This is a genomic window from Flavobacterium sp. AC274 (assembly GCF_979258275.1).
This window is the reverse complement of sequence record NZ_OZ409852.1, coordinates 779,918-806,854: the sequence shown is the minus strand read 5'-3', so window position 1 is coordinate 806,854 and position 26,937 is coordinate 779,918. Positions and strand designations below refer to the sequence as shown.

The window sequence follows — 26,937 nt, the reverse complement described above, 5'->3', positions numbered from 1 at the left end:
TGAATTAAAGATATTTATGTTAATAAAAGTAATATTTACTTACAAGAATTACATATTTAGAAATTTTCTATCTTTGTTTTCTTAAAAAATTAAGTGTTTAGTTGTAAATTCTTACTTTTAACTAAAAATATTTAATATTTTCACACTATCAATTTTGCTGTAACCCTATGACAATCAAAGAAGCAATACAAAAATTAGAACACTTTTGTGCCTATCAGGAGCGTTGTCATGCTGAAGTAACTTCCAAACTATATGATTTGAAAATGACTACCGAAGAGATGGATCAAATTATTGTTCACTTAATTCAGGAAAATTTTTTAAATGAAACCCGTTTTGCATGCAGTTTTGCCCGAGGAAAGCATCGTATTAAACATTGGGGTAAAATCAGAATTACAAATGAGTTGAAATTCAGGCAAATTTCTAATGCTAATATAACTTTGGCGTTAAAGGAAATTTCTGCTGAAGAATACCAAAACACATTTGATGAACTTTCTGAAAGATGTTGGCATAGTATAAGTGAAAAAAATACTTTAAAAAAGCGAAAGAAATTTTGTGATTATTTATTAAGAAGAGGTTATGAAAGTAATTTGGTTTATGATAAACTGAAAGATTTTGAACAAAATTTGTAGTGATTTTTCACTTTAAAATGCTTGTGAGGAAAATCTCTTTTGCATTTCAAATAACAATCGTAAAAAACCTATAAATTGAATGATTTTAAGGAATGTCAGAAAATCATTATTTTGAGGATAATTCACCATATCTGACGTTTTTTTGATAATTACTCCAAAAAAATACACTCATTTCCGTTTATATTAGCGATTTTTCTTATTTTTAACTTGACTGTTTTATAGGAAATAACACAAATTGTCATTTTTTTTAATGTATTTCATCGGTTTTTTAGACATTTCATCGATTATATAGCGCTTCCCAAAACCCCTTTTCAAACAAACACGTAGATGTATCTATCTTTGCTCGGTCAATTTATTATGCCAGCATAACAACCTGATAGAAAACATTTAACATGAAGAAAACTTTACTTTTATTTTTATTTTTACCTTTTTTTGGATTTAGTCAGGTTGACTTAGTAAAATGGGATGCAGCATCAAATAGTAATCAATTTACATCTACAAATATTGCAAGTACTGTAACTGGCCAAAATGTAACATCAAACGGTGCAAGTTTATCTTATATTTATGAAAATGATGATAGTGTGTTTTTTCAAACAGGAAGCTGGCCAACTCCGGCAGATAAAGGTGGCGAGTATGATCCTGCCAAATATGTACAATTTGCAATAAAACCAAATACAAATTATAAAGCCGACTTAAGCACTTTTACTTTTGAATGCCGATCTGGATCTGGAAAATTTAGAATTAAGTACTCTAAAGACGCTACTTTTGCAACTGGAGTTAAGGATTTAGTTACCGAAACAGCATCTCCAAGTTCCTGGACGACTTATAGCCCAAATTTTTCTACAGAAATAAATCCGGTTCTAAGTACCGAAACTGTTTACATCAGAATTTATTCTTATAGTACTTACAATACTTTTGAAATAAAAACAGGTACTAAAAACACGAATATTGTACCTCTTTTAAGAGGAACAATAACAAACTTTGACTCAACTAAAATTTTGGCTATAAATGATTATGTAGATACAAAAAAAGAATTAGCAGTCAACATCAATCCGTTAAATAACGACGTAAAAAAAGAAAATGTTACTTCACTTGTAATTTCTACTCCGCCATCAGCGTCAACAGGAACTGCAATTATTAACCCGGATAAAACAATAACTTTCAATCCCGCAGTAGGTTTTACGGGTTCTGCCACTTTCAGCTATACAATATCAAATGGGACTGAAACTTCAACAGCTACTGTAAAAGTAACAATTGCAGATAATACAGATAATACATTGTCTCTTTGGAACGGAGCTTCAAATAGTTTTAATCCGGTTACAAATGCCTATGTTGATTCAAACTCACCAATAACAGCTACCGGCGCATCATTAAATTATCAGTATCAAAATACAACTACAGCTTTTTTCAAACCGGAAGCTGGCCAAATCCATCGGAAAATGGCGGTAGTTACGATGCCAACAAATACATTCAATTTAAAATAAATCCTGACTCCAATCATCAATTAACCTTAAAGCAATTTAACTTTATTTACAGAGGAGCAGACGGTCAGAAATTCCAGGTTAGATATTCGAAAGATGTCAATTTTGCAACAGGAGTTAAAGTCTTGATTCCTGAAACAAATAGTGCTACGGATTGGACTAGTTTAAGCGGTGCTTTTTCTTCAGATACAAATCCGGTACTTACTACAGAAACTGTCTATGTAAGGTTTTATGTTTATAGCACGTATAATACTTTCGAAATAAAAAATGGAAATGGTAATAGTGAAGGTCCATATATAACCGGTACAGTAAAAGATGTTAACACCCTAACGGCAAACGATGATTTTATATCAACTCCAATTAATGCAGCTGTTGTAATTCCAATTTTAGCAAATGATGTTGTTGGTGGTTCTGCTTTACAAGCAATTACTGTTACACAACCTTCAAACGGAACTGTAACTGTAAACGGTACTACTAACATCACTTTTACACCGGCAATTAATTTTACCGGAACAGCTACATTTACATACACATTACGTAATGCAAATTCAAATTATTCTTCTGCAACTGTTTATGTAAACGGAACAGCGCCATTATGTACAGCTACGCCAACTCCAGGAATGAACTACTGGAAAGGGTTTGTTTATACTTATACAGGTAATGCACCGGACGCAACAACGTATGTAGGATCTATAGCCGAAAAATCAATTTTTGACAGAAATGTTGGAGAAAGCACAATTACCGGAGATGCAACTGTAGAAGCAAACAACTTTTGCGGTACTGCACCAAGCGACAAATTCTTTGTTCGTTATTTAATGCAAACTGACGTAGCAACAACTGAAACTTACAGTTTTAATATTGGAGGAGATGACGGTGTTCGATTGTATATTGATGGAAATTTAGTTGCAATGAGCCCTACAAATTCATGGGGCGATCATAGTTATATCAGATACGCTGCACAATATACCTTAACAGCCGGAACGCATAATTTTGTATTAGAATATTATGAAAATGCACAAGCTGCTAGAGTTTCATTTTCGTACGGTGCTATAAAAGGCGATACTACTTTTCCGTTTGGAGATTATAAATGGAACGTTTATGGTTTTACACTTCCGGACATTTCATTAGTTGCAGCAAGTTATGCAGGTACTTACGTAGATTCTAATTTAAGTATCAACACGCAGACATTCTGGAACAAAACAAAATCGCCTTCTTATTACTCAGGCTGGCAAGGAGCTCCAATAGATGTAGATCAATTTGCAATTACATATAAACGCCAGGGATTTGCTTGTGGTCGTTACCAAATACAATTAGCAAACTGTGATGATGTTGCTGAAATTTATATAGATGGCACAAAAATCTTTACTCAAAATGGGTATACTACTGCATCAACATTAATTAATAATGGGCAAACGTATCCTTTAAACGCTAGCTCAAAAGTTGAAGTGCGTTTAAGAGAAGATGGTGGAGATGCAAATGTTGCCATTAATTTTATTGATGCCCCTTCTGTGTATGACGGATCGACGAATATAATTCCAACAGGTTCTTCAATAATTGTAAATAATGATTTAACCTTAACGGGAAATCTGGAAGTTTGTTCTTGTACAGTAGCTGCAGGTAAAACTTTTACAATACCTGCTGATTTAACATTAACGGTTAACGAAAACATTGTTGTAAATACAAATGCTAAACTTGTTATAAAAAACAGCGGATCATTAGTACAAACAAATAATACCGCTACATATACAGGAAGCGCTGATTCATTTCAAATGGAACGTATCTCGACTCCTATGAAAAACTTCGATTATACTTATTGGTCATCTCCTGTTATAGGACAAAAATTAAAAGTATTATCTCCTAATACATTAGGTGACAAGTATATGTCATATAATGGAACTTCATGGGCAATTGAAAATGGTAATAATGTAATGAAAGCAGGAAAAGGATACATCATTCGTGTTCCTAAACCAAATAGCATTTATTCAAATGGTAAAGATTATTGGACAGGAACTACTTATGCTCAGCCGGTAAATTTTATTGGAATCCCAAATAACGGAATTATAACTGGTGAAGCACTTAAGGCTGATAGTCCTCAATTAATTGGTAATCCATATCCATCAGCAATAGATGCAGACGCTTTTTTATCAAACGTAAATAATTCATTTTTAGAAGGAACTATATATTTCTGGACCCACAATACAAAAATTACGAAAAACAAATATACTTCGGATGATTATGCTGCTTATAACAGACTTGGAGGAATAGCAACAAAAGCAGAAAGCTCAAAAACAGGAGGAACTAACACTGATACTCCACTAGGAGAAATTGCAGCAGGGCAATCATTCTTTGCTGTTACAAAAACAGCTGGTAATGCATACTTTAACAATAGTATGCGTGCTATTGGAAATAACTCTCAGTTCTTTAAAGCTGCAAGTTTAGAAAAACATCGTGTATGGCTTAATTTAACTAATGATGAAGGTGCTTTTAAGCAAACTTTAATTGGATATGTTGACGGAGCAACAAACGATTTTGATAACGATTTTGACGGAGCAGTTTTCAATCAGAATGCCTATGTGAATTTCTACAGCATTTATAATGAATCAACATTATTATCCATTCAGGGACGTGCTTTGCCACTAGACAATAGCGATGTTGTGCCATTAGGATATTCATCTACAATTGCTGGGGATTTTACAATTGCAATTGATAACGCAGATGGTGATTTAGCAAGCAAAAGTATTTTCATTGAAGATAAAACATTAGGAATCATTACTAATTTATCTCAAACCGATTACAAATTTACTACAGCTATAGGTACTTTTAATGACCGTTTTGTTCTACGTTATACAAATAAAACATTAGGAACAGGAGATTTTGAAAGTACAGCAGAAACTGTTGTGGTTGGAGTTCAAAATAAAACGATAACGATAAATTCATCAAAAGAAAATATTGATACAGTTTATATCTATGATATTTCAGGTAAATTATTATACAAGAAAAAACAAGTTGATGATAAACAATTAACTATAGGCAATCTGGGTATTGGTCAACAAATAATTCTTGTAAAAGTGATATTAGAAAATGAACATATAAATACAGTAAAATCAATGTTTAGATAATATCTCAAATTTAGTACTAAATCCGACAGCGAAAGTTGTTGGATTTTTTGGATAATGACAATTGCAATAAATAATCAAAATGCAGGTAGTCATGTTTTAAAAATAAAATCAAAAAACTAATAATTATAATTATCCCCAAAGAAACTATAACCAAACTTAAATTGTATGTCCCCAAAAATACTTTTAACCATTCGTTCTTTATTTTTAAAAAATATAGGAATACTTTTTTTCTGGTTTCCTTTAATATGTTAAGCCAAAGTACCATTATTCCTGTCTCAAGAATCCATACCGACTGGAAAGGATATTGGACATCAAATGCTGTAACAGGATCAGGAAACAGACCTGACAGAGAGAATAATTTACTGGCATTTTCATGGAACGGTGTAACTTATTCTACCGGAGTTAATGATAATGTGCTTACTACAAATGGAGTAACTTTTAATGCTCAAAAATTTAGAGCATTAAAAATTCAAACTTTAGGGTTAAACACAAATATGTATTATCTGCAGGGTTCAATGATAGATGAATCAGCAGGTAGTGCTTTTTTACGCCCCGCATTAACCGGAACAACTTCTACAGGTGCAGAACTTGCTTCCAGACTTACGGATGGCACGAATGGTTTGAGTCTTGGAACAGGTATTGCAAACATAAAAGCAGGGGTAGCCGAATTTAAAATTGGAACCAATAATATAAATACGAACGGTTTAAATGATAATATTCCGGATATAATAGTAACTCAGGTAGCTGAACCAGGGAATCAATATGATACTTTTAAATTTATAGATGCGGCAGGAAACACAGTAGGAACTGTTTTATCTATAAAATTTGATACCGTTACAGCAATTGGGACTTATAGCCTTGATTTATTTAGGGCTGATAATGGTGCCGTCGCTTTTACTCCTGCTGCAACAAGAGACATTAGAATGTTGGGAATTGAAGCAAGTGCGTTTGGCATTAATGCTTCTAATGCAGCATCGGTAGATCGTTTTGTGGTTACTTTTTCGGGGAGTTCAGATTGTGCTTTTATTGCTTTTAATAGTAATTCATTAAAAATTGCAGAACTAAGTCTTGTTAAAAAAGCCTCCATGTCATCTTGTGGAAAATTAGGCGATAAAATCAATTATACTTTTGAAGTTACCAACACTAGAGATGTGCCAATTACTGATATCACGGTTACTGATCCACTGGTACCAACTATTACAGGCAATCCAATTGCTTTATTAGCTCCAGGAGATAAAGTTACATTAACAGGCACTTATACAATTACGGCTGCTGATGTGGCCGCTGGCCGGGTTGTTAATTCAGCAAAAGTAACAGGAAAAGATCCTTCACTAAATATAATTGAAGATATTTCGGGAGATACAAATAATGATAACATTGCAACAACAACTATTTTATTAACACCACCTACAACAGGAACTCCAACACCCGTAACCTGTACTGCCCAAGGAACAGTGACATTAACTGATATGCCTTCTGGTAACTGGACATTAGAAAGAAATCCAGGCGCTGTTACAACATCTGGTTCGGGAACCAGTTATACAGTTACAGGTCTTGCGGTCGGAACCTATACTTTTAGAGTAACAAATAGTGTTGGTTGTAAATCACCATCTACTGGAAACGTTGTTATTACCAATCAATCTTCTACGACCTGGAGCGGCACAGCGTGGTCAAATGGCACCCCTGATGCCAGCAAAGCGGCCATTATTGCAGGAGCTTTTACCATATCTTCTGATTTGACTGCCTGCTCCCTTACCATAAATCCGGCAATAGCCATAACAGTACCTTCAAACTATACCCTAACGGTTGTAAACGGACTTACGGTTTCACCAACAGCATCCCTGACATTTGAGAACCATTCTAGCCTGGTTCAGGTAAACGACAATGCCGTGAACTCAGGAAACATAAAATACAAACGTATTGCCCCAAAAATCAGGCGAGGTGATTTTGTATATTGGTCAACACCGGTAAGCCCGCAAAAACTTATTGATGTTTCTCCTTTGACTTTAGGGGATAAATATTTCGGATACAGTGGCGATAATTGGGTAATTACCAATAAAAACACGGTTATGAAAGTGGGTAAAGGATATATCATCCGTGGGCCGCAAACCTATTCGCTGACAGTAAAAGCAGATTATCCTGCTGAATTTAACGGCGTGCCCAACAATGGTGTAATTTTAGGCGAAACACTAACGGCAGGCAAACCTTATTTAATCGGTAATCCATATCCTTCTGCCCTGAGCGCCAAAAAATTCCTGGACCAAAACACAGCTCTTTTAGAAGGAACCCTGTATTTCTGGACCCATAATACACCGGTTACCTTAACAGGTGCCTACACTTATACTTCAGATGATTATGCCAGTTATAATTTAACGGGAAGCACAGTGGTAAAAGAACGTGCCATTACCGGAGGAACACCCGGAAATAACAACGAGGAACCATCGGGATTCATAGGCGCCGGACAATCCTTCTTTGCAACGTCCAAAGCTGGCGGAACAGTGACCTTTAACAATGATATGCGACTTGGAGCTGCCGATAACACGCAGTTTTTCAAATCCGCATCAAAAGAAACTACTGATGCACACCACGTATGGCTGAATATGACCAATACAAAGGGAGTCTTCAAGCAAATGCTGGTAGGTTATGTACAAGGGGCAACCAATGAATACGAAGACCGATACGACGGGGTGAGTTTTAATGCCAATCCGTATGTTGATTTCTATAGTGTTGACAACGGAAACAATTATGTTATTCAGGGACGTGCCCTGCCTTTTACAGATACAGATCAGGTTCCTTTGGGATACAATACAACGATAACCGGAGATTTTACGATTTCTATTGATAAGACCGATGGTGATTTGAGCAGCCATGCCATTTATCTGGAAGACAAGAAAACCGGGGTAATACACGATTTAACAACAAGCGATTATACCTTTACTACCGAGAAAGGAACTTTTACCGATCGTTTGGTATTGCGTTACACCAACAAAACACTTGGAACGGGAGATTTTGAAAATATTGAAAACGGACTTCTGGTTTCTGTAAAAGACAAAACCATCAAGGTAACTTCTTCAACAGAAAACATCAAAGAGGTAACGGTTTTCGATATCTCGGGAAAACTGCTTTACAACAAAAAGAAAGCAGGCACAACAGAGCTGCAAATACAAAACCTGCAATCATCCAATCAGGTATTGCTGGTAAAAGTTACTCTTGAGAATGACTTTACTGCAACTAAAAAGATTATTTTTAATTAAAATTGGACAATCTTAAATAAAAAATCCATTCCGCAAAACGGAATGGATTTTTTTATGGCTAAAATTCAATTCAAATACTATGCTTTTTCAATCAAAATGCTAACAGCATTTCCACCAAAACCAACAGCATTAATTAAAACCTTTTTTATTGTTTTCGTGTGATTCTGTTTTGCTGAAAAAGGTACTTCTATAAAAGTATTATTTTTCATCATTAAAAGAGCTAACTCTAAACTCAATATTCCCGAAGCACCAAAAGTGTGTCCTATTTTCCATTTATTAGTTGTTAATAAAGGCAAATTCTCTCCAAATACTTTTTCTATCGCACGCAACTCAGTTAAATCTCCTTTTATTGTTCCCGGTGCATGCATTACAATTGCATCAATATCTTCTAAACTTTCATCTTTTAAAGCCATTTTCATAGACTTTTGAAAACAATCTGCTTCTGCAGAAATTGAAATATTATGCTCTAAAATCTCAGTTGCATAACCAACTCCGGTAATATAAGCAATTGCGTTTTCCTTTTCTCCCGCTTCTAAACAACAAACTGCTGCGCCTTCACCCAAAATCATAGTGTTTTGTGTTTTCTCAAAATCAAAAGCCAGATTTGGCCAAGGTTCTTTTTCCTGATCAATACGCGAATATATTTTTAGAGCACGCATCTGAGCAATCGTAAAATCAGTCAGCGGAGCTTCACTTCCTCCTACCAAAAATTTATCGGCCATGCCGGATTTCAGCCATGCAACTCCATTCAATACTGCATGAAGCGCTGTAGAACACGTAATAGAGTGTGAAATTTCCGGACCTACACTTTGTAAATCGTGAGCAATCCAGGATGAAATATTTCCTAAAGTAGTTGTTGGCGACGCTAAAGTTTGTGCTTTTCCGCTATCTAGATATTCTTTATAATGTTTCTCGAATAGATCTGTCGCTCCACGTGAAGAACCAATATTAATTCCAAAAACATCATTAGAACTCCAGCCTGCCTGTTCAACAGCTTTTCGTGAAGCCGTTAAAGCAAACAATACAGAATCATCCAGAAATTTATATTTAATATCTGATTCGCGGACTTCAGCAACAATTTGCTTTGACTCCTGATCGAGAGCAGCAACAGAAGTTTCTTGTTGATCTAAAAATTGTTTCGAAAAACAGTGTTGATTATCAAGATATTTTTTCCAAACAGCATCAGTATTATTTCCTAACGGAGAAATAGAAGAAAAAGCTGTTATGGAGATTTTTTGTGTATTCAAAATATTTTATTTAGTAAAAAAATAGACCACGGATTAAACTGATTTACGCTGGTAATTATTAAAACCGGTGAAACCTATTTAATCCGTGCCGTCTTTGGGCAAAATTACACCATTTCAATGGCTTCCTCAATTGTTTTGTAAACTTTTTGAAGCTGTTCGTCTGTCATAATATATGGTGGAAGAATGTATACTATATTTCCAACCGGACGTAAAATAACTCCTTTTTCAATAAAGAAATTATACAGTTTGTTACGCATTGAGCCGTAATAACTTTCTTCTGAATCTGATTTAATTTCAACTGCAAAAATAACCCCCAAAGTTCTGGCAGTTACAACTTTTGCGTGATTTTCAATTTTCTTTTGAAATCTCAAATGACTCGCATTTATTCTCTCAATATTAGATTGCATTTCTGTAGTTTGCAATAAATCAATACTTGCCAAAGCTGCGGCACAACCCGTTGGATTTGCCGTAAAAGTATGTCCGTGAAATAATGCCTTATTAATATCATCATCATAAAAAGCATCAAAAACTTCTTGAGTAAAAGTTGTAATAGCCATCGGGATTGTTCCTCCTGTCAAAGCTTTCGACAAACAAATCATGTCCGGATTTTCATCAACATAATCCATCGCAAAAGTTTTTCCGGTTTTACCAAAGCCTGTCATTACTTCATCGGCAATAGTCAAAACATTATTCTCTTTACAAATCTGAATTAATTTTGCTAATGCTTCCGGCTCATACATTACCATTCCTGCTGCTCCCTGCACCAAAGGTTCGAAGATAAATCCGGCACAATTATGATTTTCAATTACATTTATTAAAGTATCAAAACTAGCTTGCTCCTGCCCTTTTACCGGAACCGGAATTCTCACAACATCAATAAACATTCCTTGAAATGCCTGCGTATAAAATGAAATGCCGCTTGCCGCCATTGCCGCAAAAGTATCACCGTGAAAGGCATTTTCAAAAGCAATTATTGTAGTTCGCTTTTCGCTTTTATTAAAAAAATACTGCAAAGCTACTTTAATCGCAACCTCAACAGCAGTTGAACCATTATCTGAAAAGAATACTTTCTGTTGATTTTTAGGCAAAATCTCCATTAGTTTTTCTGCCACTTTTATCGCCGGTTCATGTGTAAAACCGCCAAATAAAACATGTTCCAAAGTAGTCAATTGTTTATAGATCGCATCTGCAATAAATTTATTACTATGCCCAAAAGGATTTACCCACCACGAAGCGATCGCATCAATATATTCTTTATTGTTTTCATCCCAAAGCAATGCTCCTTCGCCTCTTGAAATTGCGATTGGAGTTTGTGCTGTTTTGTGTTGTGTATAAGGATGCCAAAGATATTGGCTGTCTTTTTCTGTTAAAGTCATGGTATTTAGAAAATAGAGTAGAGAGTATAGAGAAAAGACTAGACTTCTATAATTTTGACAAAGATAGGAAAGTCTATTTTCTTTATTCTATATTCTTTGTTCTATAAATTTAGAAGATTGTCACGGAATAAATCGGCGTATTCGCGAATTACATTTTGGTCGAAATACGGTTCTTCATCAATTCTACCAATAAATTTTATCTTGGTTTTATTCAGAATTAAACTTTCTGTTGATTTATTTTCGCTTCCGCTAAAGATAATTCCTGCGACTTCAAATCCTCGATTTCGAATGGCTTCAATAGTTAATAATGTATGATTGATGCTTCCCAGATAATGTCTCGAAACTACAATCACTTTATAATCGGGCTGAATTAAATCAATAATTGAATCTTCTTCATTTAACGGAACAAAAATTCCTCCTGCTCCTTCAATAACCAAATGATTGTCTGTTTTTGGTTCCTGAATTTTTTTAAATCAATTGTAATTCCATCAATTTCTGCAGCCAAATGCGGACTTGCGGGCGTATTTAATTGATAAGAATTGGGATAGAATTGGGACTTGGTACTTCGACTTCGCTCAGTAGGACAACTTAGTAAACTTTTTACTTTGTGACTATCCGAATTATCTAAATCTCCTGCCTGAACAGGTTTCCAATAATCTGCTTCGAGGGCTTCAACAACAATTGCCGAAGTTATGGTTTTGCCAACATCGGTAGAAATACCTGTAATAAATATTTTCATAATTAATAGACCGCGGATGACACAGATTGAGCCGATTATCGCGGATTTATTTTTTAATTTGTACAAACCCAACTAGATAATTTGTATAAATCAGTTCGATCTGTTTTGTACTTGAGTTATTCCACAAAAATACCAATAAACAATAAACCCATCATTACGATGGGTTCTATTTTTTCTATTCTTCTTTTAATTCGTCTCAAATCTTTTTGATTTCCTTTTGCATTTTCGTTATCACAATTATTAAACTAAAAACATCAACTTCCTAAATGTTCATTCCGAGAGATTCTTCAAATTATGCTTTCTGTTATTTGTATAAACTAAGCGTTTAAAATCTGGGATTTCTCCAAAATTAAGCACTAATCCAACTTCAATTTTTGTGGATTTTAAGTAATTCATTAATTGAGCTACATGTGCATTTACTAAACACTCACAAGACTTGAGTTCAAGAATTATTGCGTCTTCAACCAATAAATCAGCATAAAACTCGCCAACTAATTTATTTTTGAAATAAACTTTTATTTGCTTTTGAGCTTCAACTTTATAACCTTCTTCAATTAGTTCAAAATACATTGCATTTTGATAAACTTTCTCGAGAAAGCCATAACCAAGTTGATTATAAACGTCGTAAAATATTTTTAAAATAGGTTTAGAAATTTCTTTATATAGTAAATCAGTCATAATCATCCGTGCAAACCTGCTTAATCCGTTTAATCGGCGGGCTAAAATACGAAATTTCCTAACAATTCTAAGATCTGATTAATTTCTTCTTCTGAATTATAGCTGTGAATGCAAAAACGCAAACGTTCCTGACCTTCTGGAACAGTTGGAGACAATATTGGCTTTACATCAAAACCTTTATCCTGAAGCTGTTGAGCCAATTGTTTTACATTTTGGTTACCCGGAACTATGGCCGATTGAATAGCTGATTTGCTTCGAACAAACATTGGCTTTAATCCTAATAAATTTTTCTGTTGATTAAAAAACACAATGTTCTGGCGCAATTTTTCAATATTTGCTTTTTCGATTTCCAGATATTGATAAGCAGTGAGAATTGTAATTACGGAATGTGGGGATAATCCGGTTGTATAAATAAAACTTCGGGCAAAATTGACCAGATATTCTTTAAGATCAGAACTTCCCAAAACTGCTGCCCCGTGACAGCCTAATCCTTTTCCGAAAGTCATTATTCTGGCAAAGATGCGATTGTGCAGATTCAAATACTGCATTAAACCTTCACCTTTATCTCCAAAAACGCCCAACGTATGCGCTTCATCAACAATTAAATAACAATTGTATTTTTCTGAAAGTAAAACCAATTCTTCCAGATTCGGACTATCACCATCCATCGAAAAAACGGTTTCTGTAACAATATAAATATTAGTTTCGGGAAACTTTTGTATCAATCGTTCTAAATCTTCAAAATCATTGTGATTGAATTTATACGATTTGGCATTCGACATTGTAATTCCGTCCCTGATTGAAGCGTGACTTAATTCATCGTACAATATAACATCATTTCTTTGCGGTATAGCGCCAAAAAAGCCAACATTGGCATCGTAACCCGAATTGAAAATTAGAGCCGATTCTGCGTCATGAAATTGCGCTATAAAAATTTCTGTGTTTTGGTATGCATCATGATTTCCAGAAATCAATCGAGAACCTGTTGCGCCATTTTGCAATATTTCATTTTCAATCAAATAATGATGCGTTTGTTTGAAAATGCTTTCTGATTTTGAAAAACCAATATAATCATTAGAAGAAAAATCGACAAGATTATTAAAGCTTGGCAACTTTCTTAGTGAGTTATTCTCCTTTCGGATTTCTAATTTCTGTATAAGGTTTTGAGGTAATTTCATAAAAGCAAAGTTATGAAAATGATATTAAACAGCGGGTTTGATATCACCCGCTGTTTATTTTAAAGCCTATTAATTGGTTATAAATGGTGATTTTCTAATGAATTCATCATCTGTAATTTGGCCAACCATAAAACTTGCAATATCTCCAGCATTGATTTTATCACCGGGACAATCTTCCAAATCAACTATTATGGTTGAATTAACATCTGTAAATTCAATAAACGGAACGCGAACTAATGTCCAGTCTACATTGCTATTCACCAAAAGGTCATACGTTTTTTGACGATCTTCCTGAATTACCGGAAAATTGGTTTTCATCCATTCTGTAGCCAAAATAGTTTTGGTACTTTTATTATCAAAAGGTGTATCAATATTAAGTCCTGCCAATAAAATGTAGCGTTTTATTCCAAAATCATTCATCGATTTCAAAACATTTATTGTAGCAGAACTTGCTACCAAAGGTTCGCCCTGACGCTGACCGATTGTACTAATAACGGCATCACAATCTTCAAGTAATAACTGAATACTTTTAGAATTAATCGCGTCGCCTTTAATAATTTCGATATTTGGATTTTGAATTGTAAAATCTTCAGGATGTCGCAGCAAAAGTTTTATGCTAAATCCTTCTTTTAATAACTGGTTTACAAGATATTTTCCAGTTCTGCCACCGCCTCCAAGAACGGCAACTTTTTTTATATTTTTCATATAGTTTCTTTATAAAATTTGACATAAATAAATCACGCTTTATCAACGCGATAAAACGAAATAATAAAAGCTTACTGAACTTTTATAATGATCAATATTTTATAAAGAGATTTTAATACTTCAAAAGTAAAAAATAAAAGCGATTCGTAATTGTCTGGCTTTTATTTATTTTAGATTTTCTTTTTCTATCCAGACGAAGTTTCCTTTTTCGGTAGCGTCAAGTAGATCGATATTTAATTTATTGGAAATGTCAAGTGCAAATTGATAAGCTGCTTCTTTGTTGTCAAAATCATACATTTTATAATGTTTGTTTTTGACATACCAAAGATTAGTTCCATAACAATCCAACTTATTTTTAAAGAAAGAAACATATTCAAATTCTGTTATTTTTGAATTAACATCGTATGAAAATGGCCCAACAACATATCTGGAAACTATTATGCTTGTATCCAAATCTATTAGCATGTTTTTTGTCATGGAAAATTTTAAGCCATAAGCAATACAAAAGCCTCCTATTATAATTAAACCTCGTAAACGTTTGGTAATTATAACAACAGAAGTATCAAAACAACAACTATATATCACATATATCAGTAAATAAATAAAAATGCTGAATAACACAGCTGCCAAAGCCAATTCGTACCAACTTCTTTTCTTTTCAAAAATCGAAACTTCGAAATCTATTTTTTCTTCCATTTGCTAAAAATAAAAAAAGCCATTCACCGCGGCGAATGGCTTTTTCATTTATTTTGAAACTGTTTTAGTCTGCTAAAACAATTACTTTATTGTCTTTCATCTCGATTGTACCTGAATTGATCTCTAATGTATAGGTCTGTTCGTTTACTTTCGTGAATTTACTCGCTACCTCTTTAGAAAAATTAAACTTTGGAGCTGCAATTTTTACAGTTCCTTTTTCCAGAATAGAAACAATAGGAGCGTGATTATTCAATATTTGAAAGCTTCCATCAACTCCAGGCAATGTAACTGAAGTTACTTCTCCTGAAAATAATTTTGCTTCTGGTGATACTATTTCTAAAATCATCTTTTTTTAGTTATGAGTTATAAATTATGAGTTATAAGTGAGTTGAAACTCATAATTTATAACTCATAAATCATAATTATATTAAGCTTCAGCTAACATTTTTTCTCCAGCTTCGATAGCATCCTGAATAGAACCTTTCAAGTTGAAAGCTGCTTCAGGTAAATGATCTAACTCACCGTCGATAATCATGTTAAATCCTTTGATAGTATCTTTAATGTCAACCAATACTCCAGGAATACCTGTAAATTGTTCCGCTACGTGGAAAGGCTGAGATAAGAAACGTTGAACACGACGTGCTCTTGATACTGATAATTTATCTTCTTCTGATAATTCTTCCATACCTAAGATCGCAATAATATCTTGCAATTGTTTGTATTTTTGAAGAATTTCTTTTACTCTTTGTGCACAGTCGTAGTGCTCATTTCCTAAAATTTGAGGAGTTAAAATTCTTGAAGTAGAATCTAACGGGTCAACCGCTGGATAAATACCTAGCTCAGCAATTTTACGAGACAATACTGTTGTAGCATCTAAGTGAGCAAACGTTGTTGCTGGTGCCGGGTCAGTTAAGTCATCCGCAGGAACGTAAACCGCCTGTACAGATGTAATAGATCCTTTATTTGTAGATGTAATACGCTCTTGCATAGCTCCCATCTCTGTTGCCAAAGTTGGTTGATATCCTACTGCAGAAGGCATACGACCTAAAAGTGCTGATACTTCAGAACCTGCTTGTGTAAAACGGAAGATGTTATCAACGAAAAACAATACGTCTTTACCTTGATCAGTTCCTGCTCCATCACGGAAGTACTCTGCGATAGATAATCCTGAAAGTGCCACACGTGCACGAGCTCCAGGTGGCTCATTCATTTGTCCGAAAACGAAAGTAGCTTTAGACTCTCTCATTCCTGGCATATCTACTTTAGATAAATCCCATCCTCCATTTTCCATAGAGTGCATGAAATCATCACCGTATTTAATAATTCCTGACTCTAACATCTCACGAAGCAAGTCATTTCCTTCACGTGTTCTTTCTCCTACTCCTGCGAATACTGAAAGTCCACCGTGACCTTTTGCAATATTGTTGATCAACTCCTGAATCAATACTGTTTTACCAACACCTGCACCACCAAACAATCCAATTTTACCTCCTTTTGCATAAGGCTCAATTAAATCGATTACTTTAATACCTGTGAATAAAACTTCTGATGAAGTTGATAGATCTTCGAATTTAGGAGCTGATCTGTGGATAGACAAACCATTTTCTCCTGTTTTTGGCAAGTTTCCTAAACCATCAATTGCATCTCCAATTACATTAAATAATCTTCCATATACATCTGGACCGATTGGCATTTGGATTGGATTTCCTGTTCCAACTACTTCATATCCTCTTGACAAACCGTCTGTAGAGTCCATAGAAATGGTACGAACAGTGTTTTCTCCAATGTGAGATTGCACTTCTAGAACTAACAATGTTCCGTCTTTTTTAGTGATTTCTAGTGAATCATAAATTTTTGGAAGTTCAACATCCTTACCGTTGAAAACTACGTCAACTACTGGTCCAATGATTTGAGCAACTTTTCCTATTACTTTTGACATTACTTATGTATTTATTAAATAGCTATTTAGGTTTATCGAAAATACCTCTTTTTTCAGAGCGCAAAGATAATTTTTTAAAATATAAAATCAATTTTTTTTCATAAAAAATACCATGATTTTGTTTGATTCCTAAAAGTGAGGCCTGAAATATCTAAAATGGCAATTTTTTTCACAATTAAAAAAAGCCACTACATTTTAAAAACGAGTGGCTTTTTAGAAAAAAATGGTTTTTTATAATGATTTAGGATATTGACTTGGATATGCGCTCAAATCTACATGGCGTAAAGTTGAACCGTATTTTGCATTAATGGCATCTACAAAAATATTAGAAATTAATGCATAACCCCTTGCGCTTGGGTGAATTCCGTCTAATGAAAAAGCACCGCCGGTAACATAGGCTGACGTTAAACTGAAATTTCCAAATTTGATTCCTGTACTTGCCAATTGCGTTAAAACCGCTCTTGTATCAACAAATGCCAAACCTTTTTCGGTTGCAACTGCAGAAATTGTGGTATTGTAAGCATCTGTTGCTTTCTTAATTTCAGCACTTTCTGTTGGAATAAGAACGTGTTTATCCTGTAATGGAAATGTGATTCCGAATTTATCTAATGGGGCAGGCGGAATCATACCAATTCCCGAGTCAGCAGCACTAGGCACTGTACCAATCACAGTTCGTACTGGCAGCACTACAAGATCTGCAGCTGTAGCTTGTCTCGCCTGTCCAAAAACAGCACCATAAAAACCCGCAGTTTGCGCTCCTAAAGTTGGCGCAAATGCCTGAGCTAATTGAGTTGCTAAATTTGGTAAGCTTTCATCTTTTATCAATACCGGATTTGAAGCAGTTTCAGATAATAAATTAATTCTGTCTCCGGCTCCCAATGCAGTAAGCACTTGTTTTAACGGACCGTATAATTGTGTATTAAGTGCTTTTATGGTAGCTTTCCCTACTTCTTCATTATTAAGTCCAATTGATTTAGCCGTAAGCGGATTGTAAGGAACTGTTGTAAAATAAGGCAAAGCCGTGATATAAGGTAAATTTGCCACTACTCCTTTTGCTCCATTTGCAGTTAAAGCAGTTGCCATAGAAGAATATACATTTGCAAAAACAGTAGGATCTGTAATATCATTGCTACCGTAAGTTGCCGGATTTGGATTTCCTGTCTGATCTTTTCCAACTCCGCCAGAAGTTGCATAACTCAGGACATCATTTCCTCCAATAAACAAAGAGAAAAATGTAGGTGTCTGAATTAATGCATCTGCCAAAACTGAAGTTGAAGGTGAACTTGCAAATCGAACAAAATAAGGATTCGCTGCCCCAATTGCCAAACCTGCCGGATTACCATAACCGTTTGCTACTAAGTGAAAGCTTTTAGCACCAGGAACTCCTAAATTATTAAAAGTACCTGTAAGATGTGTCATAACTTCGGTCGTTGGCACGCCAGATACAGGAAGTGGTGCGGTTCCGTTAAAGTACAAACGTGGTCCGAAAGCCGGATTTACCTGACCTCCAAACAATAATCCTCCAATATTATCATTTGCATACGGTATCGTAAAAGTACCACCGCCTGCTGCTGCAAATTGCTGAGATAATATATTGGCATATCCATTTTCCTGTCCTTTCTTGAACAATGAATTATCACTATATCCTGCAGCAAAAGAATCTCCAAGCGCTACATATTTTGTAAAAACTGCCGAACCGGGAGTTACAGGAACTTCTTCGGGAGTATTGTTATCATCGTCATTATTACAAGCTGCCATAAAGGTCAAAGAAACCAATAATAGCCATTTTATATTTTTTTCATGTTATTAACTTTTAAATTATTAGCTCTTTCTTATTTAGTAAGCCGTAAAAAGAAAGAAAATCTTTTTTGATCAAATAATCATTTTCGTTTTAAGGATTGATTATCCATGAAGCAAACCACATCTGACCAACCATACCTGCACCAACTACCTGAAGGTAATCTTTCCCAAAAAGATTTGTTGCTCCAACTTTAATAACAGATTTTAATTTTGGAATACCATAATTAACCTGAGCATCAAGCACTGTATTTTCCGGAATCATTCCATCTCCAAAAGAAGATTGCCACAAATATTCTGTATTCCATCTTACATTAACATTAAAACCTAAGTTCTTAGTCACTTTAGCATTTCCAAAAGAACCTTTAATTCTGTGTTTCGGAGTATTAAATCCTGCAACAAAACTTGGATCTTCTGTTTGATCAAAATCAAATTGAGCATAATTATAATTAACTCCTAATTCAAAGTCTTTATATACTTTTTTAGACAATCCAACTCCAAAACCTAATGATGTAATTTGAGCAGTAGTATTGGTGTATACCTGATAAACTCTTCTGTCACCAAAAGCCAAAGCAGCATAACTTAACTGAACATTAGGATCTGTAGGATCTGATCCTGCTGTTCCATAATAAGGAGTAATTACTCTCGAGGTATTCATAAAATCGTTGTAAATATTGTAGTATCCATTGATATCAATAGACAAGTCGTTTTGAACCACTGTACGATACCCTACTTCAAAAGCCTGTACTTCTTCTGGTTTTACTAATCTAGGATTTGCTACTTTAAGATCAGCTGGATTTGCAGATGCCGCGAATGCCTGAACAGAAGCTAACGTATAAGAGTTTTCATAAGCACTGCGACCTGATAAATCAACTGTTGCTCCATTACCTGGTAAAGCCTGACCGGCAAGACTTACAGGCTGAGTTTCCTGAAAACGATCTAAATTATCAGCTGCAGAACCAATTAATGCAAAAGGTCCTAAATCTAAACCAATATATTGATCCTGAGTAGTTGGGTTACGGAAACCTGTTTGATAGGATACTCTGAAATTATGTCTTTTTGATTCACCTGCAGAATATACAAATGAAATTCTTGGTGAAACATTACCGTCAAAATTCTGGCTTTTATCGTAACGTACAGATCCTGTAAATTTCAATCTGTCGTCCATCCATTTTTTTTGCAATTGTGCATATGCACCATATTCTTTATAATCGATCGGACCATCGTAATCTGTAAAGATTGTTCCTTCTGAATCCATTATATATTTTCTCCAAGAACCACCAACCTGAATTTCTGCAAATTTGATAAGATCTCTGAAATTATAATTTATATCTGAATGATATAATTTTGAATGATCAATAAATTTTGCTCCCTGAGTTAAATCAGGATTAGAAGTTACAGTAGTAAGCGCATTATTAAATTGTGCAGAACCCGGCTCAAATCTTGCTGATCTCGGAGCACTTGGATTAAGAGGATCAATATTTGGAGTTAATCCTAAACCTGGCGCAACATTGTAATCAGCAAAATTTCTTGCATAATTAGCAGCGTCATTTGCATTAAAACCAAGTACTGCTGATGATAATTGAAATGCTGTTCCGTAATCTGTAAACCAGTTTTTATCAGATTTTGCTAATCTGTTTACATTCCATCCGGCAAATCTCATATCATAAGAATCTCCTGCATCTTCACTTGTAAAATAAACCCTTCCAAAAAGTTCTTTCCTTTTATTTCAAATTTACCCTGTTGCATTAAGAAATCTTTCAAAGCATATCTGTTTGCTCCCTGATAAATTGTACTCCCTGTACCAATTTTATATTGCAATATAATTTCAGTATCATCTGCAAAAGGCTTGATGTGAGCGCTAAAATCGGCCTTCATACTTTTAACTTTGTTATCAGTTAAGTCCTGCTCACGATATCCGGTTCTACTTACCTGGCCAACATTTGGAATAAACGTTGTAACTTCATCTCCATATATATTTAATCCATCGTAATTTTGATTCATTGCATGTCCAACAGAACCGCCGGTCATACTTCTCGTATCTGCTGCGATCCACTCGGAAGCCTCCATGTACGTGAAATTCGCTTTCAAAGCAAAATGTTTGGTAAATGCTTTTGCCGCTCTGATTCCAAAATCATTATAATCATTTGTTCCGGCAGCGTCCTGACTTGTTTGTCCGTATTTATAATAAACACTTATTCCTTCATTAGCAAAAGGACTTTTACTAGTCATAAACATAATACCGTTAAAAGCATTGGCGCCGTATAATGCAGAAGACGCTCCCGGCAAAAGTTCTACACTTGCCACATCAATATCAGAAACACCAATTAAGTTTCCTAATACAAAGTTTAAGGCTGGTGACGAATTATCCATTCCGTCGACTAATTGCATAAAACGAGTATTTGCCACTGTAGCAAAACCTCGGGTATTTATTGATTTAAAAGAAATACTGCTTGTATTAAAATTTACTTCTTTTAAATTCTCTAAACCGTCATAAAAAGTAGCTGCCGTGGTGTTTTTAATTTCCTGAATTCCCATTCTTTCAATTGTAACAGGAGATTCGATTACACGTTCAGGAGTTCTTGAAGCAGAAACTACAATTTCGTCTAATTTCGTTTCTTCATCTTTTAAAACTACACTGACATTTTGATTTAATGATGTAATATTGATTGTTTTTGTTTCAAATCCTACTGCCGAAACTTTAATTACAAAAGGTGGTTTAGCAGAAGTATTCAATTTAAAGGAACCATCAAAATCGGTTGAAGCTCCACTCGAACTTCCCACTACATTAATATTGGCACCAGGAATAGATTGTTTGTTACTGTCGGTTACAGAACCGGTAACTGTATTCTGCGCAAAGGAAATTCCGCAGAAAAACAACATAATTAGCAAATACACTCTCATTGGTTTAGGTTTTTTGTTAGTTTATGTTACCAAAATACAAATAATTTTGATATTAATAAAAAAACGTTAAAAAAAATTAATATTACACATGTTTTTTGCCTGTATTTTAACTTTTCTGTATTCTGTTTTGTTAAACTAACGACAAGAAGAGCGCTTTCGCAATCTTAATTACTATGCATACATATAAAAATTAAGAGAAAAAATGAGGATTTAATAAAAATACAACGTTGTAGAAAAATATTTGACAAATAAAAAAAGCGAGATATAAAATCTCGCTTTTTAACATTATGTAGTTTTTTTTATTATTTTACTGAAGTTGATTCAACTTTTTCTAATCGGTTTTTTAAATCGATGATTTGCTTATTTTGTTCGATCATGTAGAGTGTCATTTCTTCCATTTTCTTAAGCAGGCTTAAATTCATTTCTGCCAGCATTAATCCGTTTTTCTCTATTTCTGTAGCCGATGGAATTTCAGGTAAATGACTATTTTGTTTGATGTAATCTTCGACTTCCTGTAATGATTTTAATTTATAATCATTAGCAAAAACATAATCAGGAACTGATCCTGCGTTAATTGTTACTTTTACTTCCCGTGCATGAATGTTTCCGGCAACGGTAAGTTTTGAATCTGGGTTTGTTGCGCCAATACCTACATTACCATTTTCAATTAACCTTATAAAAGCATTATTTGCATATTTACCTACAACATCTATTTCAGTAAAATCTCCAATTCCTGAAATCCAACTTGTATAAAGGATATTTTTACTTGCCCATGTTGTCCCACCCACTGATAATTTTACCCCATGAAATTCCCCCACTGTCAATGGAGAAGTTAACACCGATGTAGATATACCTAGCGACCCTGCTATATTTTGATTTCCTCTAAAGTTATTGTCTCCTAATATTGTTGGAATTTCATTCCAGGGGTTCCAAACGTTATAATCACCATTTCTGGTTCTGAAAGAGATACGGTTTAAACCATAATCAGAACTTATTTGACAATCGTAGGTATTTCCACCTCCTCCAAAGCTTATTAATGCACCATTCCATGGTGTGCCTGCAGCCACATATGAAAAGGTATAACCTCCTTTAAAAGTATCTGCTTCACCAGGTGTCGCTATATTGTAAGTCGGGTTTAAAGTTTGAGCTACCATGTTTATTGCATTAAACAATACAATTGCCAGTACTATAATTATTTTACTATTCTCATTTTTTTTATGCATCTGTTATTTTAATTTTTGTTCAATTTTAGATAGTCTTTCGAAAACAATTTTAAAAGATTCGTTTTCTTTCTTTATCTGTTCAATTTTCTTATTCTGTTCAATCATATAGAGTGTCATTTCTTCCATTTTCTTAAGAAGGCTTAAATTCATTTCTGCCAGCATTAACCCGTTCTTTTCTATTTCCGTTGCCGATGGAATTTCCGGCAAGTGACTATTTTGTTTGATGTAATCTTCGACTTCATGTAATGATTTTAGTTTATAATCATTCGCAAAAACATAATCAGGAACTGATCCTGCATTAATGGTTACTTTTACTTCCTGTGCATGAATGTTTCCGGCAACTGTAAGTTTAGAATCTGGATTTGGTGTACCGATGCCGACGTTGCCGTTTCCTTGAATTCGCAATTTTTCAGTTTGACCAGTTTGATGAGATTGCTGAGTAAAAAACTGCAGAGCATAAATATTTGCATCAGCACTTTCGGTAAAAGTTCTAACAGAAGTTCCAAATGTATCGTAGTCACCAATACTAATAGAATGCGCAATCATAATTGCTGATTCATTAAGCCTATTTTCAAAGTTTCTCACAATTATATTCCCATTCCTTACTTCAAGTTTTGCCAAAGGATTAGTGGTACCTATACCAAAATTTCCAGAAGCAATAAAAGAATTTCCTCTATCTTTAAAATACACATCATTACCAATTCTCGTTCCTCCACTAAAATCATTTTCAAAATTTAGAGCCAAAACATTGTAGTCTGCATGAACAAAAGCCCTTCCCCCTGACCCTCTATCTGTAAACCTAAAGATCACATCAGCGAGACCATTGTAACTAAAAATATTACTTCCATTTGGGGAGTTAATTTGAGAGAATGCATTGAAGGATGCAATAATGAAGATAAAGGTGACAATATTTTTCATAATTATTTTTTATCGCTTTTTAAAAGTTCAATTTCCTTTTTCATTTCAATCATATAAAGCGTCAACTCTTCAATCTTCTTAAGCAACGTCAAATTCATTTCTGCCAGCATTAATCCATTTTTCTCTATTTCCGTTGCAGATGGGATTTCGGGTAAATGACTATTTTGCTTAATATATTCTTCAACTTCCTGTAATGATTTTAATTTATAATCATTTGCAAAAACATAATCAGGAACTAATCCTGCATTAACAGTTACTTTTACTTCCTGTGCATGAATATTTCCGGCCACAGTAAGTCTCGAATCCGGTTTTGTTGTGCCGATACCGACATTGCCATTTTGCAAAATACGAACAATTCCACTACTTGACCCATAACTTGCAACTTTAAGATCTGTAAAATCACCAGTCTGTTCAGTATACCCAGTTTCGATTATTAAAGGATTTGCCCACGCCAAATTTCCTATTGATAGTTTCACCCCATGATTATCTCCTATAGATAAAGGCGAGGTTGGTTGATAAGTTCCAATTCCTACTCTGCCGTTTCTTATATGCATGATATCATTATTTATACCATCTCCAAATCGTATACCTCCATACCAATGAATATCCAGACCGCTTGATCCCAAAACGGGAAAATGACCAATATAATAATTTGCTGCATCTCCATGACCAACTATTTTATTTACTAAAGCAATATCTTGTGAATAGAGATTTATTGAAAATAATGTTATAATAAACAATGCTAATATTTTCGCTTTTTTTAATTTCTTCATACTCTTCTTATTCTTTTGTTAGTTTCTAATTTTTAAATTGGTTTATCCTGATCAATAATATAAAGTGTCAATTCTTCAATTTTCTTAAGCAAATTCATCTCCTCCAACATTAAACCGATATTTTCAATTTCAAAAAGTGACGGTATTTCTGGCAAGCGATTATTTTCATTTATATAATTCTCAACTCCCAACAGCGATTTTAATTTATAATCATTTGCAAAAACATAATGAGCAACAACTCTGGCATCTATTTTTACTTTTACTTCTCATGCATGAATATTTCCGGCACCTGTAAGGGTTTGTCACGCCAATGCCTATGTTACCATTCTAATCAATACGTATACGTAAGACATTAGAAGTTCCAAAAACAATATTTCGATACATATCGGGAACTGTAAAACATCCTGATATATAAGTTTTAGCCTAAGGAGTCGTTTCTTCTCCAACAGCCAATCTTAAAAAAACATTATCCATATATTTCAGTGCATACTATCCTCTAATCTCTCATATTTTGAAGTTGCTTCTGAAATTGCAGTTTGGGACAAAATATTATATAAACCACTATATATTTGTTATACAACCTACACAGATAATTTACTTACCGAATTACCAATTCCTATATTAATTTCTCCGTTAGCGAAAGATTATTTTGACAAAAAAACAATATTACTAATTAATATTACAAGAATATATGGTTTTTTCATTTTATTTATTTTCAAGATTCTTTTTTCTAAATCAATTTGATTCTTTTAAATAAACCTGCTCCTGAAAGTCTATTGACTTTGCATTTATAACAACGAAAGACCCCATATGAGCATAGGTAACCTTGCACCAAACCAGGTACATCAATACAATATAAAAAACAGAAAAATTATGGAAGAATTATAATGTAAAAAGCCTTACTATTGTAAACCAATAGCAGGACTAAAATATGACTGTAAATCTATTTTAGGATTAAGTATAAATATGTAAACTTTTTCAGGACGAGACATCTTTACGTTCACGAGCAAGATACTCGCACCAGCATGAGCCAAACCAGCATATCCATTACTTCTCGTTCCGCCTTCATAAAATAATATTTGCGTTATATCATTAGTTTTATATCTTGAAATGTCTTTGCCATTTTTTTTAAGTATTTCATTACTACGTATTTCAAACACAAATCCGTTATTCATGTTTAAGTAATTGAAATGCAAAAACATAGTAGGCAAAAAAACATCAAAAAATAAGGAACAAGCAAAAAAACAATTAATTTGCAATCAAAAGTATTCCGACTAAAGTATAGAAATGAAAAATATAATATTGACGTAATAATCAAATCTTTAAGCATTTTTATTTGGTTCCAAAAATTTGTTTTAAGTATCATACAACTATTGTTTTACATTAAATTTATCTTCTAAACTGTGCATTATAGGATGCTGGGTACAAACCATTAACAAAGCTATTATAACTGGATTGTATTTGTGGCGCAACAATATTATAAGAATATTCAAGTCCTTGAAAACCACCGCCTATTAAAATCCCTGCCAAAACTCCGTAAGGTCCAGCATAAGCACCTCCAGCAGTCAACTCCATCGGGGGAATACATTACTCAATAATTTTTATAGGTATTCTATTTATTGACTCAATTATCCCATGATAAATCTTAACATTATTTGTTTCAATCGTTTTAAGGATATCTCCTGGCAATTCTTCTTTGTAAGCAGTTGAATCACTTGGTATATAAAAATTAGAATAATATTTTATATTTCTTTTTAAATGCGCATAATTAATTCTAGTATCTTCATACCTCATAGAGTCTGTTAAATTGATATACTGTTTAAAAAATAATTTTTCTTTTGGATGTATAAAAAAATAGTGTCTTTTATCCTTGGTATTATAGTAACCTCCTTTGATGGATTCTTTTAATCTTTCAGCGTCTTTAACTAATCTAATTGACTGTAAAAAATTACAATGCGAATCACAATTAGATTTATTTTGAGACTCAAAAGGTAATTCATCAGAATAAGCAACTTCTTTGTTAGCAGTATCATACAGGCTTACAAAAATTCCATTTTTATAAACCTTTTTTGATAATGAATCATTCCCCGAGCCTTGCTTAAAATAATAAATATGATTTGAGTTATTTTGAATTGAATAATTTAACACATTTATTGTGTCTTTTTTTATATCAAATGGAAAAGCGACCAAGGTATCATTCAAAATTTCCAATTCTAAATCATTTTTATTTTCTTTTTATTGACACAGCATACAAAAAGCAAAATAAAAAAAGATGATATTA

The 26,937-nt window shown here is 33.9% G+C and carries 20 protein-coding genes and 2 pseudogenes; 4 read left to right on the top strand and 18 right to left on the bottom strand.

Annotated elements, in window-relative coordinates:
• Positions 1–167: 167 nt before the first annotated feature.
• From ACZZZT_RS03685 to ACZZZT_RS03670, 4 genes are all read left to right on the top strand, one after another.
• Positions 168–629 (top strand): regulatory protein RecX, encoded by a 462-nt coding sequence (locus ACZZZT_RS03685; RefSeq protein WP_042565262.1) that lies wholly within the window; start codon positions 168–170, stop codon positions 627–629.
• 392 nt (positions 630–1,021) lie between these two features.
• Positions 1,022–2,113 carry an Ig-like domain-containing protein gene (locus ACZZZT_RS03680; RefSeq protein WP_463459445.1) on the top strand — a complete coding sequence of 364 codons (1,092 nt, stop codon included), beginning with the start codon at positions 1,022–1,024 and terminating at the stop codon, positions 2,111–2,113.
• 122 nt (positions 2,114–2,235) lie between these two features.
• The gene (locus tag ACZZZT_RS03675) at positions 2,236–5,229 is read left to right on the top strand and encodes an Ig-like domain-containing protein (protein WP_463459444.1); all 2,994 of its coding nucleotides are present in this window, start codon (positions 2,236–2,238) and stop codon (positions 5,227–5,229) included.
• 245 nt (positions 5,230–5,474) lie between these two features.
• Complete coding sequence (locus tag ACZZZT_RS03670) at positions 5,475–8,483, top strand: DUF7507 domain-containing protein (RefSeq protein WP_463459443.1); 3,009 nt, start codon at positions 5,475–5,477, stop codon at positions 8,481–8,483.
• Positions 8,484–8,560: 77 nt separating this feature from the next.
• Here ACZZZT_RS03670 and ACZZZT_RS03665 read toward each other — a convergent pair whose 3' ends face one another.
• The 18 genes and pseudogenes from ACZZZT_RS03665 to ACZZZT_RS03580 all read right to left on the bottom strand — a co-directional run bounded on the left by ACZZZT_RS03665 (position 8,561) and on the right by ACZZZT_RS03580 (position 26,867).
• Complete coding sequence (locus tag ACZZZT_RS03665; RefSeq protein WP_463459442.1) at positions 8,561–9,730, bottom strand: beta-ketoacyl synthase N-terminal-like domain-containing protein; 1,170 nt, start codon at positions 9,728–9,730, stop codon at positions 8,561–8,563.
• 104 nt (positions 9,731–9,834) lie between these two features.
• Positions 9,835–11,106, bottom strand: coding sequence for an adenosylmethionine--8-amino-7-oxononanoate transaminase (gene bioA / locus ACZZZT_RS03660; protein WP_463459441.1), 1,272 nt, complete (start codon positions 11,104–11,106; stop codon positions 9,835–9,837).
• A gap of 101 nt (positions 11,107–11,207) precedes the next feature.
• Positions 11,208–11,845, bottom strand: a pseudogene (bioD, locus tag ACZZZT_RS03655) (dethiobiotin synthase).
• A 270-nt stretch (positions 11,846–12,115) separates the two neighbouring features.
• Positions 12,116–12,523, bottom strand: coding sequence for a GxxExxY protein (locus tag ACZZZT_RS03650; protein ID WP_463459440.1), 408 nt, complete (start codon positions 12,521–12,523; stop codon positions 12,116–12,118).
• A gap of 41 nt (positions 12,524–12,564) precedes the next feature.
• A complete protein-coding gene (locus tag ACZZZT_RS03645) occupies positions 12,565–13,701 on the bottom strand; it encodes an aminotransferase class I/II-fold pyridoxal phosphate-dependent enzyme (protein WP_463459439.1) in 1,137 nt (378 codons plus the stop codon).
• Positions 13,702–13,770: 69 nt separating this feature from the next.
• A complete protein-coding gene (locus ACZZZT_RS03640) occupies positions 13,771–14,406 on the bottom strand; it encodes an NAD(P)-dependent oxidoreductase (RefSeq protein ID WP_463459438.1) in 636 nt (211 codons plus the stop codon).
• Positions 14,407–14,571: 165 nt separating this feature from the next.
• On the bottom strand, positions 14,572–15,102 hold the full coding sequence (locus ACZZZT_RS03635; RefSeq protein WP_463459437.1) for a hypothetical protein: 531 nt from the start codon (positions 15,100–15,102) through the stop codon (positions 14,572–14,574).
• Between the two features lie 64 nt (positions 15,103–15,166).
• Entirely contained in the window at positions 15,167–15,448 is a 282-nt protein-coding gene (locus ACZZZT_RS03630) for a F0F1 ATP synthase subunit delta/epsilon (RefSeq protein ID WP_042563498.1), read from the bottom strand.
• 81 nt (positions 15,449–15,529) lie between these two features.
• Positions 15,530–17,041 (bottom strand): F0F1 ATP synthase subunit beta, encoded by a 1,512-nt coding sequence (gene atpD / locus ACZZZT_RS03625; RefSeq protein ID WP_042563499.1) that lies wholly within the window; start codon positions 17,039–17,041, stop codon positions 15,530–15,532.
• Between the two features lie 231 nt (positions 17,042–17,272).
• A complete protein-coding gene (locus ACZZZT_RS03620) occupies positions 17,273–18,799 on the bottom strand; it encodes a G-D-S-L family lipolytic protein (RefSeq protein ID WP_463462375.1) in 1,527 nt (508 codons plus the stop codon).
• 133 nt (positions 18,800–18,932) lie between these two features.
• A pseudogene (locus tag ACZZZT_RS03615) lies at positions 18,933–21,742 on the bottom strand (carboxypeptidase-like regulatory domain-containing protein).
• A 302-nt stretch (positions 21,743–22,044) separates the two neighbouring features.
• Complete coding sequence (locus ACZZZT_RS03610) at positions 22,045–22,965, bottom strand: hypothetical protein (protein ID WP_463459436.1); 921 nt, start codon at positions 22,963–22,965, stop codon at positions 22,045–22,047.
• A 3-nt stretch (positions 22,966–22,968) separates the two neighbouring features.
• Positions 22,969–23,883, bottom strand: coding sequence for a hypothetical protein (locus tag ACZZZT_RS03605; protein ID WP_463459435.1), 915 nt, complete (start codon positions 23,881–23,883; stop codon positions 22,969–22,971).
• A 2-nt stretch (positions 23,884–23,885) separates the two neighbouring features.
• On the bottom strand, positions 23,886–24,656 hold the full coding sequence (locus tag ACZZZT_RS03600; protein ID WP_463459434.1) for a hypothetical protein: 771 nt from the start codon (positions 24,654–24,656) through the stop codon (positions 23,886–23,888).
• 32 nt (positions 24,657–24,688) lie between these two features.
• The gene (locus ACZZZT_RS03595; RefSeq protein WP_463459433.1) at positions 24,689–24,811 is read right to left on the bottom strand and encodes a hypothetical protein; all 123 of its coding nucleotides are present in this window, start codon (positions 24,809–24,811) and stop codon (positions 24,689–24,691) included.
• A gap of 747 nt (positions 24,812–25,558) precedes the next feature.
• A complete protein-coding gene (locus ACZZZT_RS03590; RefSeq protein WP_463459432.1) occupies positions 25,559–25,831 on the bottom strand; it encodes a hypothetical protein in 273 nt (90 codons plus the stop codon).
• A gap of 214 nt (positions 25,832–26,045) precedes the next feature.
• Complete coding sequence (locus ACZZZT_RS03585; RefSeq protein WP_463459431.1) at positions 26,046–26,231, bottom strand: hypothetical protein; 186 nt, start codon at positions 26,229–26,231, stop codon at positions 26,046–26,048.
• A 12-nt stretch (positions 26,232–26,243) separates the two neighbouring features.
• On the bottom strand, positions 26,244–26,867 hold the full coding sequence (locus ACZZZT_RS03580) for a hypothetical protein (RefSeq protein ID WP_463459430.1): 624 nt from the start codon (positions 26,865–26,867) through the stop codon (positions 26,244–26,246).
• Positions 26,868–26,937: the final 70 nt, after the last annotated feature.